Annotated in this window: 21 protein-coding genes and 1 pseudogene; 16 read left to right on the top strand and 6 right to left on the bottom strand. The window is 41.4% G+C overall.

The window, feature by feature from the left end:
* Positions 1-29 precede the first annotated feature (29 nt).
* The 4 genes from NV381_RS12830 to NV381_RS12815 all read left to right on the top strand — a co-directional run bounded on the left by NV381_RS12830 (position 30) and on the right by NV381_RS12815 (position 2,886).
* Entirely contained in the window at positions 30-689 is a 660-nt protein-coding gene (locus NV381_RS12830; RefSeq protein WP_258213684.1) for a peroxiredoxin-like family protein, read from the top strand.
* A gap of 294 nt (positions 690-983) precedes the next feature.
* Positions 984-1,439, top strand: a complete 456-nt coding sequence (locus NV381_RS12825) for a GNAT family N-acetyltransferase (RefSeq protein ID WP_258213819.1) — start codon at positions 984-986, stop codon at positions 1,437-1,439.
* A gap of 111 nt (positions 1,440-1,550) precedes the next feature.
* Positions 1,551-1,901 carry an MmcQ/YjbR family DNA-binding protein gene (locus NV381_RS12820; RefSeq protein WP_258213683.1) on the top strand — a complete coding sequence of 117 codons (351 nt, stop codon included), beginning with the start codon at positions 1,551-1,553 and terminating at the stop codon, positions 1,899-1,901.
* 421 nt (positions 1,902-2,322) lie between these two features.
* Positions 2,323-2,886: a dihydrofolate reductase family protein gene (locus tag NV381_RS12815; RefSeq protein ID WP_258213682.1), complete on the top strand. Its 564-nt coding sequence runs from the start codon at positions 2,323-2,325 to the stop codon at positions 2,884-2,886.
* Positions 2,887-3,335: 449 nt separating this feature from the next.
* Here NV381_RS12815 and NV381_RS12810 read toward each other — a convergent pair whose 3' ends face one another.
* From NV381_RS12810 to NV381_RS12800, 3 genes are read right to left on the bottom strand one after another with little or no spacing between them, the layout of a single operon-like run.
* A complete protein-coding gene (locus tag NV381_RS12810; RefSeq protein ID WP_258213681.1) occupies positions 3,336-3,848 on the bottom strand; it encodes an SRPBCC family protein in 513 nt (170 codons plus the stop codon).
* A gap of 44 nt (positions 3,849-3,892) precedes the next feature.
* Positions 3,893-4,231 carry a DUF1801 domain-containing protein gene (locus NV381_RS12805; RefSeq protein WP_258213818.1) on the bottom strand — a complete coding sequence of 113 codons (339 nt, stop codon included), beginning with the start codon at positions 4,229-4,231 and terminating at the stop codon, positions 3,893-3,895.
* The gene (locus NV381_RS12800; RefSeq protein ID WP_258213680.1) at positions 4,231-4,854 is read right to left on the bottom strand and encodes a TetR/AcrR family transcriptional regulator; all 624 of its coding nucleotides are present in this window, start codon (positions 4,852-4,854) and stop codon (positions 4,231-4,233) included. Before NV381_RS12800 ends, NV381_RS12805 begins: the two co-directional genes overlap by 1 nt.
* Positions 4,855-5,376: 522 nt before the next feature.
* On the opposite strand from NV381_RS12800, the gene NV381_RS12795 reads away from it, so the two are divergent.
* From NV381_RS12795 to NV381_RS12785, 3 genes are all read left to right on the top strand, one after another.
* Entirely contained in the window at positions 5,377-5,814 is a 438-nt protein-coding gene (locus NV381_RS12795) for a GNAT family N-acetyltransferase (RefSeq protein ID WP_258213679.1), read from the top strand.
* Between the two features lie 401 nt (positions 5,815-6,215).
* Positions 6,216-6,587, top strand: coding sequence for an iron chaperone (locus NV381_RS12790; protein ID WP_258213678.1), 372 nt, complete (start codon positions 6,216-6,218; stop codon positions 6,585-6,587).
* Positions 6,588-6,776: 189 nt separating this feature from the next.
* Positions 6,777-7,190, top strand: a complete 414-nt coding sequence (locus NV381_RS12785; RefSeq protein WP_258213677.1) for a hypothetical protein — start codon at positions 6,777-6,779, stop codon at positions 7,188-7,190.
* 486 nt (positions 7,191-7,676) lie between these two features.
* On the opposite strand, the gene NV381_RS12780 is transcribed toward NV381_RS12785, so the two are convergent.
* Positions 7,677-8,054, bottom strand: a complete 378-nt coding sequence (locus NV381_RS12780; protein ID WP_258213676.1) for a MerR family transcriptional regulator — start codon at positions 8,052-8,054, stop codon at positions 7,677-7,679.
* Positions 8,055-8,236: 182 nt separating this feature from the next.
* On the opposite strand from NV381_RS12780, the gene NV381_RS12775 reads away from it, so the two are divergent.
* The 3 genes from NV381_RS12775 to NV381_RS12765 all read left to right on the top strand — a co-directional run bounded on the left by NV381_RS12775 (position 8,237) and on the right by NV381_RS12765 (position 11,369).
* Positions 8,237-9,085 (top strand): SDR family oxidoreductase, encoded by an 849-nt coding sequence (locus tag NV381_RS12775; RefSeq protein ID WP_258213675.1) that lies wholly within the window; start codon positions 8,237-8,239, stop codon positions 9,083-9,085.
* Positions 9,086-9,303: 218 nt separating this feature from the next.
* Complete coding sequence (locus tag NV381_RS12770) at positions 9,304-10,248, top strand: alpha/beta hydrolase (protein WP_258213674.1); 945 nt, start codon at positions 9,304-9,306, stop codon at positions 10,246-10,248.
* Positions 10,249-10,412: 164 nt separating this feature from the next.
* The gene (locus NV381_RS12765; protein ID WP_258213673.1) at positions 10,413-11,369 is read left to right on the top strand and encodes an MBL fold metallo-hydrolase; all 957 of its coding nucleotides are present in this window, start codon (positions 10,413-10,415) and stop codon (positions 11,367-11,369) included.
* An 858-nt stretch (positions 11,370-12,227) separates the two neighbouring features.
* On the opposite strand, the gene NV381_RS12760 is transcribed toward NV381_RS12765, so the two are convergent.
* On the bottom strand, positions 12,228-12,626 hold the full coding sequence (locus tag NV381_RS12760; RefSeq protein WP_258213672.1) for an SRPBCC family protein: 399 nt from the start codon (positions 12,624-12,626) through the stop codon (positions 12,228-12,230).
* Positions 12,623-12,941, bottom strand: a pseudogene (locus NV381_RS12755) (ArsR/SmtB family transcription factor). Before NV381_RS12755 ends, NV381_RS12760 begins: the two are co-directional and overlap by 4 nt.
* Before the next feature lie 319 nt (positions 12,942-13,260).
* On the opposite strand from NV381_RS12755, the gene NV381_RS12750 reads away from it, so the two are divergent.
* The 6 genes from NV381_RS12750 to NV381_RS12725 all read left to right on the top strand — a co-directional run bounded on the left by NV381_RS12750 (position 13,261) and on the right by NV381_RS12725 (position 16,018).
* Positions 13,261-13,590, top strand: coding sequence for an ArsR/SmtB family transcription factor (locus tag NV381_RS12750; RefSeq protein ID WP_258213671.1), 330 nt, complete (start codon positions 13,261-13,263; stop codon positions 13,588-13,590).
* Entirely contained in the window at positions 13,587-13,988 is a 402-nt protein-coding gene (locus NV381_RS12745) for an SRPBCC family protein (RefSeq protein ID WP_258213670.1), read from the top strand. The genes NV381_RS12750 and NV381_RS12745 overlap by 4 nt, the downstream gene beginning before the upstream one ends.
* Before the next feature lie 115 nt (positions 13,989-14,103).
* Positions 14,104-14,571 carry a phage tail protein gene (locus NV381_RS12740; protein WP_258213669.1) on the top strand — a complete coding sequence of 156 codons (468 nt, stop codon included), beginning with the start codon at positions 14,104-14,106 and terminating at the stop codon, positions 14,569-14,571.
* Between the two features lie 183 nt (positions 14,572-14,754).
* A complete protein-coding gene (locus NV381_RS12735) occupies positions 14,755-14,925 on the top strand; it encodes a hypothetical protein (protein ID WP_258213668.1) in 171 nt (56 codons plus the stop codon).
* Entirely contained in the window at positions 14,925-15,296 is a 372-nt protein-coding gene (locus NV381_RS12730) for a DMT family transporter (RefSeq protein ID WP_258213667.1), read from the top strand. Before NV381_RS12735 ends, NV381_RS12730 begins: the two co-directional genes overlap by 1 nt.
* Before the next feature lie 170 nt (positions 15,297-15,466).
* Complete coding sequence (locus NV381_RS12725; protein WP_258213666.1) at positions 15,467-16,018, top strand: dihydrofolate reductase family protein; 552 nt, start codon at positions 15,467-15,469, stop codon at positions 16,016-16,018.
* The last annotated feature ends 21 nt before the right edge of the window (positions 16,019-16,039 follow it).

Genomic DNA, 16,039 nt, shown 5'->3' with positions numbered 1-16,039 from the left:
GTCATATATTAGGGAAGGAGAGATGGACAGTGGCAAACTCGCAATATCTAAAATTACAAGATGAGCTGGATGCACAGGCGAAGCATGGTTTGGAGGTTCTTCCTAAGGAGGTCGTAGAAGCCTTCGTGCATTCGACCCAGGAGCTCCGGGAATCAGGCACTGCTAAAGGTTTGGCTGTTGGAGCAATGGCGCCTGACTTCACCTTGGGTAACCAAATAGGGAATAATATTACCTTGTCGGAAAAAACCGCGAAGGGTCATGTTATCCTTACCTTTTACCGTGGGGGCTGGTGCCCGTTCTGCAATCTAGAATTAAGAGCTTATCAGCGAATCATTGACAACATTCATGAAGCCGGCGCTCAACTGTTGGCTATCAGTCCTCAAACACCGGACCATTCGTTAAGCGTCCATGAAAAGAACGAATTGAGCTTTCATGTCTTGAGTGATTTGCACAATCAGGTAGCGAAGATGTATCAGCTCAAATTCAAGCTCCGGGAAGATCTGCATGATTTTCATCGATCACTTGGAGCTGCATTAGATGAACATAACGGCGACGATTCATGGGAGCTTCCTGTACCTGCAACTTATATTATTGATAAGCAAGGTGTTATCCGTTTTGCGAGCGTTGACCCAGATTACACAAAACGGACGGAGCCAAAAGAAATATTGAACATTCTTCAATCTCTATAACAGCCTGATAATACGAGTTTTCTATGCATCCTTCCAAATAAGTCGGATCGCCTCGGTGTTTAAAGATTGGACTTGTCCGCGATCCATCGCGACACTCATAGAGTTTCCGTCCCCGTTAGATCTAAAAGGTAATCAACGGTAGAGATTATTATAAGATATTTCAGTATTATATAGTTGAGGATCTGCAGCTGTGCAGTTCCTCTTTTCTTTATTGAAGTACATGCAGGATAATTAAGAAAGAATGTGGAAATTGAAACTAGCAAATAAGTAAATACAGGAAATGGAGTGGTATTTCTGATTATCTTATTAGATGATTTAAGTGGACCTGAAGTGGCTTCATTAATCGGCGAACACCTTCAAAGTATGACTCTTCATTCTCCACCAGAAAGTATACACGCCTTAAATCTTGAAGGATTGAAAAAGCCAGATGTTACATTCTGGAGCGCGTGGGAAGAAGATCAATTAGTGGGTTGCGGAGCACTTAAGGAAATTGATGATCAACATGGTGAGGTAAAGTCAATGCGTACTTCTACACAACATCTTAGAAAAGGGGTTGCGAAGGGAATCCTTACACACATCATTGAAGAAGCCAAGCGACGTGGCTACCAACGATTAAGTTTGGAAACGGGATCGATGGAGGCTTTCGAACCGGCTAGAAGACTCTACGAAAGTTTCGGGTTTCAGTATTGTGAACCATTTTCAGATTACATTGAGGACCCCTATAGTGCATTCATGAAATTGGAATTATGAAGTTTGAGGTGACTCTACTGGGAATATTGGCAAACGGTTTGAGTTATAAAATCTACTTCAGTGACAGTAAATTTATTCAAGTTGATTCAGAAGAGAAGAAGAGGTGCTGATTTGAAGAATAAAATCATCGAATACTGTTTAAAGAAGAAAGGAGCGACTAAGGATTATCCCTTCGGACCCGATCCATTGGTGCTAAAAATTTCGGGTAAAATGTTCGCTCTTTTTTTTGAGAATAAAGGGTACTTAAACCTAAAATGTGACCCGGTGATTGCGGAAAACTTAAGAGAGCAACATGAGACCGTTCGACCAGCGTACCACATGAATAAACAGCACTGGAATACAATTACAATCGATGGTTCCTTGCCAGTATCGGATGTCTTTGCAATGATTGATCACTCTTACGATTTGGTTGTTAAAAATCTTCCAAAGAGTCTCCGAGAATCTATATCGAAAATGAACTAGCTGATCAATGGTGTAGCAATCGACCGGGTCTGCAATTGGGTAAGATTACGGAGTACAAAATAGAATTTTTGACTAAGAGGGTCGTTAAGGAACAACTTTCATTTGAAACTGAAATTAGAACTATATTAAACGATGATGGGTATAAGGTATTTGACGCATTGTTTTACTGGGAAGATTAATAAAAAACAATACTGTCTTTTATACAAAAAAAGAAACACAAATTATGGGTTGGTAAGGGATTCTAGCGGGACACGATAGCAGAGGAGCTTGCAGCGATGCGGGGTATTTTTCGATTCTCATTGAAGTAACGGGCAGGATACTTCCAATATTTGTCAATATGGAAATAGATATTTCTTTGTTCAAATTCAGAGAGGCAGGCCTTGGTCTCGTTGGAAACTGAAAATTGGAGGGCGTTATTGAAATGGCTAAACTGATCTACGCTGCTAACGTATCTTTGGACGGTTACATTGAGGACGAGCGCGGCAATTTCGAGTGGACGATCTCTGATGACGAGGTGTTTGCGTTCTGGACTGACTTCGAGCGGCCGATTGGCACCTACCTATTCGGGCGTCGAATGTACGAGTCGATGGTGTACTGGGAGACGGCGAGCGCCAAGCCCGGCGATCAACCGGAGGTAATGCGGGAGTTCGCGCAGATCTGGCGAGCGGCTGAGAAGATCGTGTATTCCAGGACGCTTCAGGCGGTTTCAAGCGCCAGGACTAGGATCGAGCGCGAATTCGATCCTGATGCGATCCGGAGGCTGAAGGAGTCTTCAGGAGCCGACATTACGATTGGCGGCCCCGAGCTTGCTGGGCAGGCGATGAGCGCGGGACTGATCGACGAGTGTCATCTGCTTCTAAATCCGATCGTCTTGGGCGGAGGTAAGCGAGCATTGCCGGACAACCTCCGCATGCGGCTCGAGCTGCTCGGTGAGCGCTGCTTCCGAAGCGGCGTTGTTCATCTTCACTACCGCGTGATCGTCTGAACGCGACGCTAGAGTGAAATTCAGGAGATACATATTCGGGCTTACTATAAACAAGTGAAATTACGGAAGCCGGAAGTTATGAGCCGCTTCCATTTGTTAAAATACATGTGTACCAGTTAACCTCTGAGTCTAATGTGGAGCATTGAAGACTTCTATAAAGTATTTGTAGTGGCATTCTTGGTACTGCACAAATCCATGAATCATTAACCTGTCTAAATGACAGGTTTTTTGCTATATACAAAGAACTTAATAGAAAGAAGGAAATTGTTCAATTCGTCAAACTCCGAAAAATAAGTATTAGACTGACGCGAAAAACGAAACAGCAGTAGCCATGGACGAGAAAATAAAGTCCTAGACTGCTGCTCTTTAATTGAACAAACGTTCCCAGCTGAAACGTAATGCTCAAAGTGATTAAGGTTTTTTTGGCCGATTAACTTTTTTATCGCATTCTACTTCAGGGAGACAAGATAGTCGGCAAGTTGATTGAAAGTACCCTCAAGACCTTGTTGAAGCATTGGAACCATACCGTTGTAGGTTTCTTGTTCCTCAGCGGAAGCGTTCACAGGGCCACCTTTCAGTTTTAAAACAGTTTTACCTTCGTCATCTTCTAGCATGATGATATTCATAATTTCAAGAGGCCAGCTCGCGCTAAAAGGCGCTCGGACCGTATTGCCTTGCTCATCGGAAAAGGATTGGATAAAAGCCACTTTCTCAGGTTCGACAACCTCTTGGTATGCAAATTTTCCCCACATAACGTGATTTCCGTCAGGAGAAGTCTGAAAACCTAAAAACTCGCCACCTGATCGAGCGTCCATTTTAATGACTTCGAGGGTGAACCCCTTTGGTCCCCACCATTTCGCGAAATGCTCGAGCTCTGTCCATGCTTTAAATACGAGTTTGCGAGGGGCATCGAATACACGTGTAAAAGCAATTTCGAATGATTGATTCAGATTGTTATCCATGAAAATCCTCCTTGTTTTTTGAAGGGAACTATTCCCCTAATTTACTACAGAGTGCTTGAAGCCTGAACCAGAAGATCGGCCAGGAGATCGTAATCGGGTGTATCCTCTTTACGGATTTTTAGCCATTTCCTCTCGTCTGGCCCTTCAAATCCTTTCGGAAACGTAAGGCCGGAAGAATTCATGATCATGAATGCAATAGTATCTTTCGATGGTGATATAACCGCCGCATAGTGTCCATTTTTCAGGAAATGGGGCTTCTTGTACTGAATGCGTTCTTCGGCTTCTGGAATAACCTGATGGACCATCTGGCGTAGTTGGTTGCTGACCTCGATTTGCCATGGTTGACTAAGGTTCTCGATAAATGCGGAAACTTCCTGATTCATCATTTCTTTTGCCGCTCCTTTTCACAGCTTGTTTTGGAAAGAGTTAGAGACTGGACGAAGATTATCACGTTCTCTTGTATGAACTGATCGAGACTGATATCAGGATAATTGTTACCAGCTTCCAAATCGTTAATGAACGCGCCATATTGAGCCATCAAGAATGTAAACGCCTGCATGGTGGGGTTCGTACAGACTATTTTTCCTTTTTCGCACATCGTTATAAAGTAATCTGTCAGATACGTCAACAATTGGCGGGGATGTTGCAGTCGACGTTCTTTAAAGCCGGGGATATGGACCTCATCTTTTAAGGCGATCAGAATCAGCTTTCGGTCTCGGTTCATGATGTCATGATATTTTCTGCTGATGGCTAGTAGGTCGACCTCTAACTCCCATACAATCTGCTCGTTGAAGAGTACTCGCATCTCTTCGGCATACTGAAATCGTTCAAGGGCGGCTTCAAGCAAATTTTGCTTGCTACCGAAATGTCGAAAAAGCGTCTTTTCGCTTAAATCGGCATATGAAGCGATTTCCTCTGTCGTGACGCCGTGGTAGCCTTTCTCCGAGATTAGGTCAATCGCAGCCCGTAACAATTTCTCCGCGCTCCCTTGCTTAGTTTGACGCATGATCAACTCCCTCCCTTTCTGTAGAATATGAAATGTCTGTCAGTGGTGACTGACATTATATTATTACAAATTTATCCTCTCGTCAAGAGGCCTGCACCTCGCTTGTAATGAAAAAACCTCCCGCAAATCGTAAAGCTATTAGTAATGGCCTATGTATGCAAGATTTCTCGAAGCATTTGCTGAGAAGGAATAGTGGTAAAGTGGAAAATAGAGTTGAATGTTGAAGTATCGACGTTAGACATTATAGTGGGTGTTTGAGTTTTATGCATTCGACCATGTGGAGACGATAGTGTTGCTACAACGATGAACTATGCAGAAATCCTTAAATTTAGGCACTTTTATAAACATACTGTGTTTATTTTAGATGTTATAAAATACAGATATAAAGTTAAACAAGATTGCATTACCGTTTCTGTAGTAATAGACCTCTTTATCTAGTGGATATATTTTATTTTCTGTATAATAATTCAGTTAGTAGTTAATATTTGAAAATTTATAATTTGAATAGGAAGGAAGTCAATCATGCTGTTTCGAAAAGCTATTACTACCGATATACCGCAGTTAATTAAATTTCGTAAGATATTGCTATGTCATGAGAACAACAGTAGTATGGATGAAACATTTAGAAACTACTTTGATTCTTCATTATCAGACAAGTCACTCGTTGTATGGGTTGCTGATGATGACGGAGTAGTTGTATCAGCAGTATGTTTTTGCTTATGTCGATTTGCACCACGATTTGAAAATCCTTCTGGATTAGTTGCATACATGACTAATGTTTTCACAATCCCAAATTACCGTCGTCAAGGTATAGTATCCAAACTTATTAGTGAAGCAATAGACGATTTGAAGACACAGGGAATTAGAAAAATCCTGCTACATTCGTCTGATATGGCTAAAGCGATGTATGAAAGTCTTGGTTTTGTTGAAGGAAAGAACTATATGTCAATAAATATTTGATCCAGCAGCTCCTTATAGGAATTTAGAGATTCGTCAGAGGAAAATGCTTGCTCAATGGTCTATAAATCATGGATAAGTGGATACCCTTCGGAAAAATAAGACTGAGTTCTAGAAAATAACGTTAAGCTAACAGCTAACGGGAGAACGAGAGTGCAGGAGTTGCTTGTAGTGGCTCCTTTTTTATTTCCGTTGAAGTATGGGCAGGATAGCTGAATGGGAATCGCATGTTTTATGATATATTAATAGAAGATTAGACCCTGAAGAGAATCAGTTGAACGTTGAACATAGAGAGTATTCAATTAACCGGGGGGAAGTGTTTTAGCGTTTCTGTATGGAGTTTTAACGATGGAAGGGATTGAGGAATTTCTCTGAATGACATAGTTATTTTAGGAGGGTACAACGTGGAAGTTTTTTACGAATATTTAGCGCGTATTGATAACTCCGACCATCGCGACCGAACGGAGGAGATTTTGGCGTGGGTCGCCAACAAATTCCCGAATTTGGAAGGGCAAATCAAGTGGAATACGCCAATGTATTCCGATCACGGCACATTTATTATAGGCTTTTCCACAGCGAAGCATCATTTGAGCGTTTCACCCGAAGAAGTATGCATCGCGCACTTTGCCGATAACATTGTACAAGCTGGCTATAGCGCTACCAAAGGATTATTTAGAATACCGTGGAATGAGCCGGTGAAATACGAATTACTTGAGAAAATAATCGAGTTTAATATTTTGGATAAAGCAGACTATTCAACTTTTTGGCGGAAATAAAAAAATGTTATTCAACTAACGAGAAACGGTAGTGGAGGAGTTTGCCGCCAAGCAGCTCCTCTTTTGGTTTATTTAAGTAACGAGTAGTTCTATAACTACATTATGGTACAATTTAGGGATATATATAGAATTCCTGCTCTAATTTTATTGTTCGTGACAGATAGGAGTTTATTTAATATGGAGGTCTTTATGTTTGCAAAACAGCCAAATATGAGTCTTTATTTATTAGCAGTATCCATAGTGATTGTATTATATTTAATCTTCGTAGTAATCCCATATGGGGAACAATATCATTTTTTTAGTGAAGGAGGAGATCCGCAAGAGGATAAAATTTTACCATATTTTTTAATGACTACTCCAATATTAACAGGCTATCTTATCTTAGTAGTTATAAATTTTAAAAAAGTAATATATTTATGTTGTTTGAATTATCCTTTAATTATTTTTAATATATACGTATTCTCATTTATGTGTTTTTCAGTAATAGGCGGTGCAGTTTTATGGCTAATGGTTTTTACAGCTTTAATTCCTTTGATACTGGTTCCTGTTAGTTTTGTATTGGGTTTAATTAAGGATATAAAATATAGCAAGAAAGATTATTAACACTTAGGTGAGCACGGAAACAGTTTAGAGTATTTTGCCCGACAAAAGGATCGTTGTTCTTCTCCACTAAGTATCAGGAATTATAAAGGCAAAGTTTGATGAATTTCATGCACTTTGAGATTGTCCAATGACACAAATAATAACATATGGAAGAAAAGCTTGAGGAATCAGGCTTTTTTTTATGTAGGGAGATTTGTGTCATTTACAAAATGATGATATGGAATTTGCCATAGAATGGCTAGATGAACGCGGTTATGAATGATCAATGGATTTCGATGATGATGTTAACGATGGCTGGAGAAAAGGTGAATTTATACTCAAGTATGATGTGATGGCTGGTAGTTTGGAGTAATAAGCTGCTATTGTTCTGGAGTAAAGGAACTTGGGGTAAGCTCCAGTTTATGCGTTAATTCCAACTAAAGTAGATGAGGTATTTAGGGAGAGAATATCTGATTTAAAAGGATACGATTCAAGCTGCCCTTCATATTACGGCAGCTTTTCAAATTTGTTATCTTGGACATCGATTAACGCCACCTTGTAATTGATCTTTTCCAGTGTTTTCAATAAAAGTGTTATTTGTTCCTCCACTTTGCTTTTCTGGAGTACCAGCAACTTTCTCCTTTCTTGCAATGTACTATCCCCACTCTTATAAAGCTCCACATATTGTTTTATTTCTGCTAGTGGTAAACCTGTTGAACGCAGGGCTTGTACCGTCTCAATACAATCGATGTAGTGTTCACTAAACATGCGGACCCCATTCGCATCTCGTTCAACAATTGGCAACACGCCTTCTTTCTCATAGAAACGAAGTGTATATGGAGTAATGCCCATTTTTTCGGAAATTTCCTTAATAGAATAACCCATAAGATATCATTCACCGCCTGTTTTGATTAGAGTTACTCTAACATATTTTACAATCAGAACTTACATCGAGTCAAATACAATCCTTTACCAATAAGGAGTAGATATATGCAATTGACTTAGAGTCACTTCAACCATGTAAGCTTAGAAAGAAAAACAAAAAATTATTCGAAGGAGATAGTTCTATGACAAAAACCGTATTGATCACCGGGTGTTCGACCGGATTAGGAAATACTACAGCCAGGAAGTTTGCTTATGAGGGATGGAACGTGGTTGCGACGATGCGCAAACCGGACCAGAGCTTGGTAGCGGAAAATCCCGAGCGGATTTTTGTAACGGAGCTCGATGTTACAAATCCTGCGAGCATAGAGGCCGCGATTTCGGCAGGAATTTCCAGGTTTGGCCAGATAGACGCCGTTGTGAACAACGCTGGAATCAGCATCCTCTCGGTGTTTGAAACAACACCTATGAATGCAATCCGCGGGGTTTTCGAGACCAATGTCTTCGGTACCATGAACGTCATTCAGGCGGTTACACCTTATTTTCGCGGGCAAGGCGGCGGAACCATTGTAAATATCACTTCGAACTTGGGCTTTGCGTCAAACCCGCTTCTTACGATCTATGCCGCGACAAAGCATGCAGTCGAAGGGCTTTCGGAATCACTAGCGTACGAGCTTGAATCGCAAAATATTTCCGTCAAACTGGTGGAACCAGGTGCCATGCGAACAACGAGCTTCGCGTCGAACACCATGTCCGCATCCCAAGATGTGTCTGTTCCACAATCGTACAAGCTCTATTTTGATCACATGATGCAATCTATGATGAACTATCCATTTAATAATGCAGATGAAAACCAGGTTGCCGATCAGATTTACGCTGCTGCCAGCGATGAGTCTGAACAACTACGTTTTCTTGCAGGTCCGGATGCGGAAGAAACTGCTAGACTAAGATGGACCACGTCGGAAGAAACGTACATGACTACCATGCGCGAATTGATGGGGCAAACAGCATGGAGAAATATGCAAGGAAAGTAAGGATTTAAATAACCAAAACCAGCACTTGTCCTTAAAATGAAAAGCGATAAATGCCTCAGTGATGTACCACGTGCAGATTCTGAGGGTTTGTTGCTCATTATGAAACATTCGCGTAACAGCAATTTGAGAGTGGACATTTTCAACTATTGCCAACAAGGACAAGGCATGGATCGGACTAAAATTGATGTGTGAAACTATAAACGAAGGATGATTGGATTATGGAGAGTAAACTAAATCCGGAAATTAAAGAAATGTTTTCTTATATACCAGAAGTCATTTATACCCAAGAGAATTTAGGTGCCAAAAGGAACGAGATGAATGAGATGTTTGCTGGTATAGCTGGATCGCTGCCCATTAATGATGCAGTTTTAACATTAGAGAAACATGTTCCAGGAGCAGAAGGGGATTCAGATGTTCGGATCAAAATTTATGAACCAAGAGTGAAGGATGAAACCCTTCCAGGTGTTCTATATATTCATGGCGGTGGCTATATCCTTGGATCTGCTGATATGATGGACCCTGCTTTGCAACAACTAGTAACCGAACTCAATTGCGTCATCGTTTCAGTGGATTATCGGTTGGCTCCAGAACATCCTTTTCCGGCCCCACTCGAAGATTGCTATGCTGCACTCAAATGGTTCTCTGAAAATGCTGAAGAACTGGGGGTTGATTCATCTAGAATCGCAGTAGTTGGTCCCAGTGCCGGAGGTGGATTAACGGCTGCAGTATCCCTTTTGGCAAGAGATCGAAAGGGGCCTTCTATAATATTCCAAATGCCTCTATACCCAATGATTGATGATCGGAACATTACTAAGTCCAGTAATGAAATAACAGATGAAAGAGTATGGAATAAAGCAAAAAACCAATTTGGATGGAAAATGTATTTAGGGGAAATAGATGAAGTATCCCAATATGCTGCTCCAGCACGTGCAAACGATTTGACAGGACTTCCACCCACATACACATGTGTTGGTGACTTAGATCCATTTCGTGATGAAACCATCGATTATGTATTAAGGCTAACGCAGGCTGGTGTGCCAACAGAGTTTCATTTATACCCCGGATGTTTTCACGGCTTTGAAGAATACTTTCCTACTGCTGAAATCAGCCAGAGAATTGTAAAAGGATATACTACGGCTTTAAAGCATGCCTTACACAAATGATCGGTTATCCAATTTATGACTCTTATAGAATTAATATGAACGAAACGACGGTCAATAACTAGTAAAATGATGGAAGGGATGAAGGATAAACAATTCATAGAATAGAAATAAACAGAGTATAGAAATACGTTGCGAAGATAATGATTGAATGAAAGATGATAACCATGAAAAAATATGAAAATCAGATTCCGACCAATATGAGAATGGGTTTAACGAAAATATTCAGTATATTAAGGGATACTCTATTAGGAAGAGCGAAACTAAAGCCTGCAGCTAATGTTGATGTAGAGACTTTTCGGTTAGCTGATGAAATTACTGTTCCGGATGCTGCACGTGTAACGTGGTTTGGCCATTCGGCTTTTCTACTTGAAATAGAGAGTAAAAGACTTCTCTTTGATCCGATGCTAGGCACTCGAATTCCGTGGGCTGGTGCGAAACGATACAGCAAGAATCTGCCTCTTCAGCCAGAGGATTTTCCCGCGATTGATGCGATCATTTTATCCCATGACCACTATGATCATTTGGACTATTCTTCAATTCGTAAACTAAATGACAAAACCCGTCAATTTATCGTGCCATTAGGAGTAGGTCGGCATTTGATTAAATGGGGTGTCGCTCCAGAAAAAATTTCCGAGCACCAATGGTATGAAGAGCTAGTGATCGATGGTCTCACGTTGGCTTGTATGCCGGCGAGGCATTTCTCAGGAAGAGGGTTATTTAATCGTAATTCAACATTGTGGTGCTCATGGGTGATCGTCGGACGTGAGACGAGGGTTTACTTCAGCGGAGATAGCGGCTATGGTCCTCACTTTAAGGAAATCGGTGAAACATACGGACCGTTTGACTTGACCATGATGGAATGTGGGCAATACGACGAGCGGTGGTTGATTCATATGAAGCCTGAAGAAACGGTGCAAGCTCATCTTGATCTTAGAGGACAGCTCTTGATTCCCATTCATTGGGGAGCGTTCACGCTAGCCTTTCACTTATGGACTGATCCTATAGAACGGGTCACGAAAGCGGCTTCAGCACAAAAGGTCATCATTGCAACTCCAAAAATCGGCGAAACTGTTGTGATAGCTTCTAAGGAAATTCCGACGAGCACTTGGTGGAAAAAATAGATCATGTTATGGAACATCACCTTCACATAGCATTTTGTTACGTGGTACTTGTCCACGTACTTGACCAAGCTATTACATATGATACACCATAATTTAATTTAATTAAGAGGGTGTATCAGAATGTCATGTTCGTGTGGATCTTGTGGATGTGGAGGAAGAAAGCGCCGCGAGAAGAGACGGAATAAAATCGTAAAGACTAGTAACATGATTAGTACTCGAATTGGAAATTCAATGCTGTCTGTTCCATCATTTATATGTAAAGGTCGTAAACGTCGTCGCAGAACAGAATTAGATTCTGTAAATTTATTCCACGATCGCCATTTTAGGATCACCCAATTCACAATCACAGGAAGTGCCGAACCATGCACTCCATTAATCACTGTAGGAAAAAGCTTTACCGACGCCAGAAATTATCTGTTGGCAAATGATTTTGTAATACAGGACTCAACAGAAATAAGAATGAGATTTGTAAGATTCCGCTCCAGTATGGGTCGGAAGTGAGATTGAAAACTTGCTGATGCGAATTGGGACCGATCTGACAATCCCATTTACAGAAGTAACGTGGAACCTATGAACGACTACTTTTCGTTCGATGGAGCGCGGAATGCTTTGGAAACTGGCACGCTCCGTGCGGAGCAGGGGAAAAGCTGGCGATTACATCAAAGGATTACCTAAAGCTACAATAACGCAAAAGACTGAATGTATTCATTCAACAAGCATATTGTCCAAAACAAACAATAAACCGACTGCAAACGGCATGCAGCCGGTTTATGTTTTCCAGCAACTACCATGAAAGAACGGACTATCTTTCATGCTCTGTGGTGCAACGCAGAGGATGCATGGGAGGCTAACGGGAGGTTATTCTGCCAATACCTTTTCAAGCGTGCCGCTCATTGCAGCCCAGCCACGCTTCGCGTTTTCGAGTACATACTCATTCGTGATTCCGGATTGTTCGAGATAAAGGTTCACCTTGACGTTCCCCAGGTCCTGCAATGTCCAGGTTACTGTGTTATTCTGTCCACCGCTGACCCAAGTGTAGGACAACCGATTAGGTGCGTCCAAAGTCAGCACTTCGCAGTCAATAATTCCATTCCACCTTTCGGCCGGCTGAGTGCGAAACTGAAACCGATGTCCTACTTCGGGTTTAAAATCATTGTCCATGACCCACTGGGCAAGCTTGTTTGAATCGGTCAAAGCGGACCAAACCTTCTCGATCGATGTGTTGTACTGAAAATCCATGATCAAGGTTTCTCTCATTTTTCTTCATCCTCCAATAATCGTTTCAATCCCAACATGCCTTTGCTCCAGAACTTGTTGTAGGAAGCCACCCAAACCTGAATTTCTTGAAGAGGAGAGGCGTTCAGCCTGAATCGCGTTTCTCTGCCGACTTTTCGATCAAGCAAGCACCAACCTAGCCGCTTTAAGGATTTTAAAATGCTTGGATACCGCAGTACGGCCCATAATAAATTGTGCCGACAATTCATGAAGCGGGATCTCCTCCGCCTCTGCCAGAAAGTATACCGGATACCCTAATATATCCACCGTCTCGAGTGTCCCCCATTGATTGGTTATATCCTCGATTCCTCCGCTCCCAACAACGAATGCAAGCAGCGCCGTTGTAACACAATAAGTGATAACTTTTCCCCGGGAATGGGTTTCTTCTTTCGCGGTTGGTTTCCGCACCGACAATCTCGATCATTTGTTTCCTCCTCACAATAAATATGGATACCATTTGGTGTCGTGTCAATAGTATTTTTTCATCTTCGCATGAAAACGGTTGATTAGCTAAGGAAAGAAGGTGGATGCTTCTTGTTGACAGGACTCTATATAGTGTCATAAAATAAAGACACCATTTGGTGTAATTTCATTTCATGCGAAGGAGTGGATGATGATGAGCGCAGTTGCACAGACACGGGATGTCTATTATGCCGTGGCCGATCCGACCCGGCGTGAAATCATTCGGCTGCTGGCGGATGCCGAAGAATTGCCGCTCAATCGGTTAACTCCGCATTTTGCGATGGGCCGAACCGCAGTCTCCAAGCATTTGACGATTTTGAAGGAAGCCGGCCTCGTGAGTGAGCGTAAAGTTGGCCGTGAGACGCGAAACAGTCTCAATCCCGCACCGCTGAAGGAGCTTCAGGATTGGTTGTCGTACTACGAGAAATTTTGGAAACAAAATATGGTTCGTCTGGATCAACTTCTTAAGGAGGAACAGGAATGAAGCAGGATCTATCGCTCGACTTTCAATTCAAAAGTTCAATCAAGCAGGTGTGGAACGCCTTGACCGACTCCGATAAGCTGGCGAAATGGGTCATGGACAACGATTTCAAACCTATTGTCGGCCACCGTTTTCAGTTCCGAAGGGAGCCGGTCGAAGGGTGGGATGGCATCATCCATTGCGAAGTGCTGGAAGTCGTCGAGCCGCACCGTTTGTCATATACTTGGGACAGCGGCGGAGAGAACACTACGATCATCTGGACATTGCAAGAAAATAAAGACGGAACTGTCCATCTGCATCTTGATCACAACGGCTTCAGCAAAGTTCAAGCGCTCGGAGGTGCAAAATACGGCTGGACGAGCATGTGCGGACAGCTTGAAAAAGTATTGGTTGAATTGTAAAACAATTCTGTTTCAGATATTCAATGCTTTGACTCGAATCAACATAATCCGAACGGCTTAGTTTTTAGTGAAATGTGGATTCCTGTATAAAAAAGTGATAAAAGGAGCGATAAAAATGTCCTATATCGTTGATTTTAAAAATGTGTCTACGGTTGGCTTAGAATCTTCACCTGTAGCAGATGCGCTTGCTGGTTTACGTGCGAATGAAGCTCGTTATTTCATGAACAAATACAAGCATGAATTTACAGTGGTACCAGCTAGTGAAAGCCAGGAGACCCTCGATTATGTGAACCGAATTTTGAAAGAAGAACGTGATATTGAGTTTGCGGCCAAACCTTTAGAAACGACATGTCTTCAAGTGGAAAATATCAAATGGACCTTCGTCTTTTATGAGGATGGTCTAGCGGTCAACGTCCTGTATACCCTTGATAACCCTAAGAAGCGGGCCGTTGGTTTTAAGCTTTCTGAGGGGATGGAGGTACCAAAAGAGTTAGAAGAGAAGAAGTTTAAGTTTGCTAGACAGAAGTCAAAACTAGCTGGAACAATTCGAGGCACGTTTTTTGTAATTAAGCGAGAATATTAAAAGAAGCAAAACGCAAGTGTAGCGGTTGATCCGATATTTCGTTCGCAACGCCGCGCTACACCACATTGCGCTAAACATTCCTGTATAGCCTAAGAAATGGGCTTTGTCAAAAAAAGAGCGCCTCGGTATGATGGGATTGTCGACGGGTAAATACCCAACACCATCAAGGAGGCGCTCTTTATTATGAAGTTTAAACAATCGAATGACGGATTAGACCCTGTTCGATCGACGATGATACGTTTAGCAATAGATGGATTATGGTTTGCTGAAATGTTTGGGCTGGCTCCCCCAAAGGGAGAACTAAGACAAAAAATTATTGATGGACTGAAAGCAAATTTAGAGGAGGAAAAATAATGGCATATTTTTTCTTGGCAATCTCTATCATTGGTGAGTTGATCGATACATCGATGCTTAAGGCATCACAAGGATTCACTAAACTATATCCAACTCTATTCACGCTAGTTGCCTTTGTTACCTCGTTCTATTTTCTCTCGCTTGCACTCAAAGCACTTCCCTTAAACATGACTTACGCTATCTGGTCAGGGGTAGGCGCAGTAGCAACGACGCTTATTTCGGTCCTAATTTGGAAAGAAAAAATAAACACTGGAAGCATTGTAGGTATATCTTTAATCGTAATTGGGGTTGTGATTTTGAACTTGTTCGGTGCAGGACATGGTGAGGCACAAAATGAGAAAGAAACGGTAAGTTCAGTTGTCCAAAAATAAACTCTTGATAGAGTAGATCATTGTGCTAACGGAAAACGATAGTGGAGGACTCGCTTCGCGGCAGTTCCTTTTCCATAGTTGAAAAGTTACCTTTCCGGTACTAATATGACACAAGGTGACATATTTAAGGTCTATAATGAATGGTAGATCAACGAAAGGAGTAACAAATCATGAAACGAAGAATAATTTTAGATTTAGCAGTTACTTTAGATGGTTTTATTGAAGGGAAAAATGGGGAAGTTGATTGGTGCATTATGGACTCTGAGATAGGGTTTATTAATTTCTTGAATCAAATTGATACTATTTTATACGGAAGAAAAAGCTATGATATGTGGGGACAATTTACTCCAGAAATTGAAGATACTGAAACTGAAAAAGAAATGTGGGGATTGGTTCATAGTAAAGAAAAATATGTGTTTTCCAGAACGCAAAAAGGGACTGATACTAAAGCATTATTTATAAATGATAATATTCTTGAAGAAGTAAATAAATTAAAGAATAAGCCTGGTAAAGACATCTGGTTATATGGCGGAGCGAGTCTTATTACAACTTTTATCAATTTAGGGCTTGTTGATGAATTTAGATTATCTGTTCACCCTGTTATTTTGGGAGAAGGAAAACCGTTGTTTATTGATATTAAACAGAGGTTGAATTTAAAAATGGTTAATACAAGAACGTTCTCCTCAGGCGTTGTGCAACTAATCTATCATTTGAATGGGTAATAATGTTAATATGTAATAAAT

Origin of the sequence: Paenibacillus radicis (ex Xue et al. 2023), from assembly GCF_024722015.1 — a bacterium.
In the GTDB taxonomy this organism is placed as follows: Bacteria; Bacillota; Bacilli; order Paenibacillales; family NBRC-103111; genus Paenibacillus_S.
The sequence above is the reverse complement of the archived record's forward strand: the minus strand, read 5'-3'. Positions and strand labels throughout refer to the sequence as shown.

What these genes read in the sequence shown, in the direction of transcription:
- NV381_RS12810 (WP_258213681.1), bottom strand. Translation starts at nt 3,848, where the DNA reads ATGGATAACAATCTGAATCAATCATTCGAAATTGCTTTTACACGTGTA.
- NV381_RS12750 (WP_258213671.1), top strand. Translation starts at nt 13,261, where the DNA reads ATGAGCGCAGTTGCACAGACACGGGATGTCTATTATGCCGTGGCCGAT.
- NV381_RS12760 (WP_258213672.1), bottom strand. Translation starts at nt 12,626, where the DNA reads ATGAGAGAAACCTTGATCATGGATTTTCAGTACAACACATCGATCGAG.
- NV381_RS12735 (WP_258213668.1), top strand. Translation starts at nt 14,755, where the DNA reads ATGAAGTTTAAACAATCGAATGACGGATTAGACCCTGTTCGATCGACG.
- NV381_RS12730 (WP_258213667.1), top strand. Translation starts at nt 14,925, where the DNA reads ATGGCATATTTTTTCTTGGCAATCTCTATCATTGGTGAGTTGATCGAT.
- NV381_RS12765 (WP_258213673.1), top strand. Translation starts at nt 10,413, where the DNA reads ATGAAAAAATATGAAAATCAGATTCCGACCAATATGAGAATGGGTTTA.
- NV381_RS12740 (WP_258213669.1), top strand. Translation starts at nt 14,104, where the DNA reads ATGTCCTATATCGTTGATTTTAAAAATGTGTCTACGGTTGGCTTAGAA.
- NV381_RS12785 (WP_258213677.1), top strand. Translation starts at nt 6,777, where the DNA reads ATGTTTGCAAAACAGCCAAATATGAGTCTTTATTTATTAGCAGTATCC.
- NV381_RS12775 (WP_258213675.1), top strand. Translation starts at nt 8,237, where the DNA reads ATGACAAAAACCGTATTGATCACCGGGTGTTCGACCGGATTAGGAAAT.
- NV381_RS12800 (WP_258213680.1), bottom strand. Translation starts at nt 4,854, where the DNA reads ATGCGTCAAACTAAGCAAGGGAGCGCGGAGAAATTGTTACGGGCTGCG.
- NV381_RS12795 (WP_258213679.1), top strand. Translation starts at nt 5,377, where the DNA reads ATGCTGTTTCGAAAAGCTATTACTACCGATATACCGCAGTTAATTAAA.
- NV381_RS12780 (WP_258213676.1), bottom strand. Translation starts at nt 8,054, where the DNA reads ATGGGTTATTCTATTAAGGAAATTTCCGAAAAAATGGGCATTACTCCA.
- NV381_RS12770 (WP_258213674.1), top strand. Translation starts at nt 9,304, where the DNA reads ATGGAGAGTAAACTAAATCCGGAAATTAAAGAAATGTTTTCTTATATA.
- NV381_RS12805 (WP_258213818.1), bottom strand. Translation starts at nt 4,231, where the DNA reads ATGAATCAGGAAGTTTCCGCATTTATCGAGAACCTTAGTCAACCATGG.
- NV381_RS12725 (WP_258213666.1), top strand. Translation starts at nt 15,467, where the DNA reads ATGAAACGAAGAATAATTTTAGATTTAGCAGTTACTTTAGATGGTTTT.
- NV381_RS12745 (WP_258213670.1), top strand. Translation starts at nt 13,587, where the DNA reads ATGAAGCAGGATCTATCGCTCGACTTTCAATTCAAAAGTTCAATCAAG.
- NV381_RS12815 (WP_258213682.1), top strand. Translation starts at nt 2,323, where the DNA reads ATGGCTAAACTGATCTACGCTGCTAACGTATCTTTGGACGGTTACATT.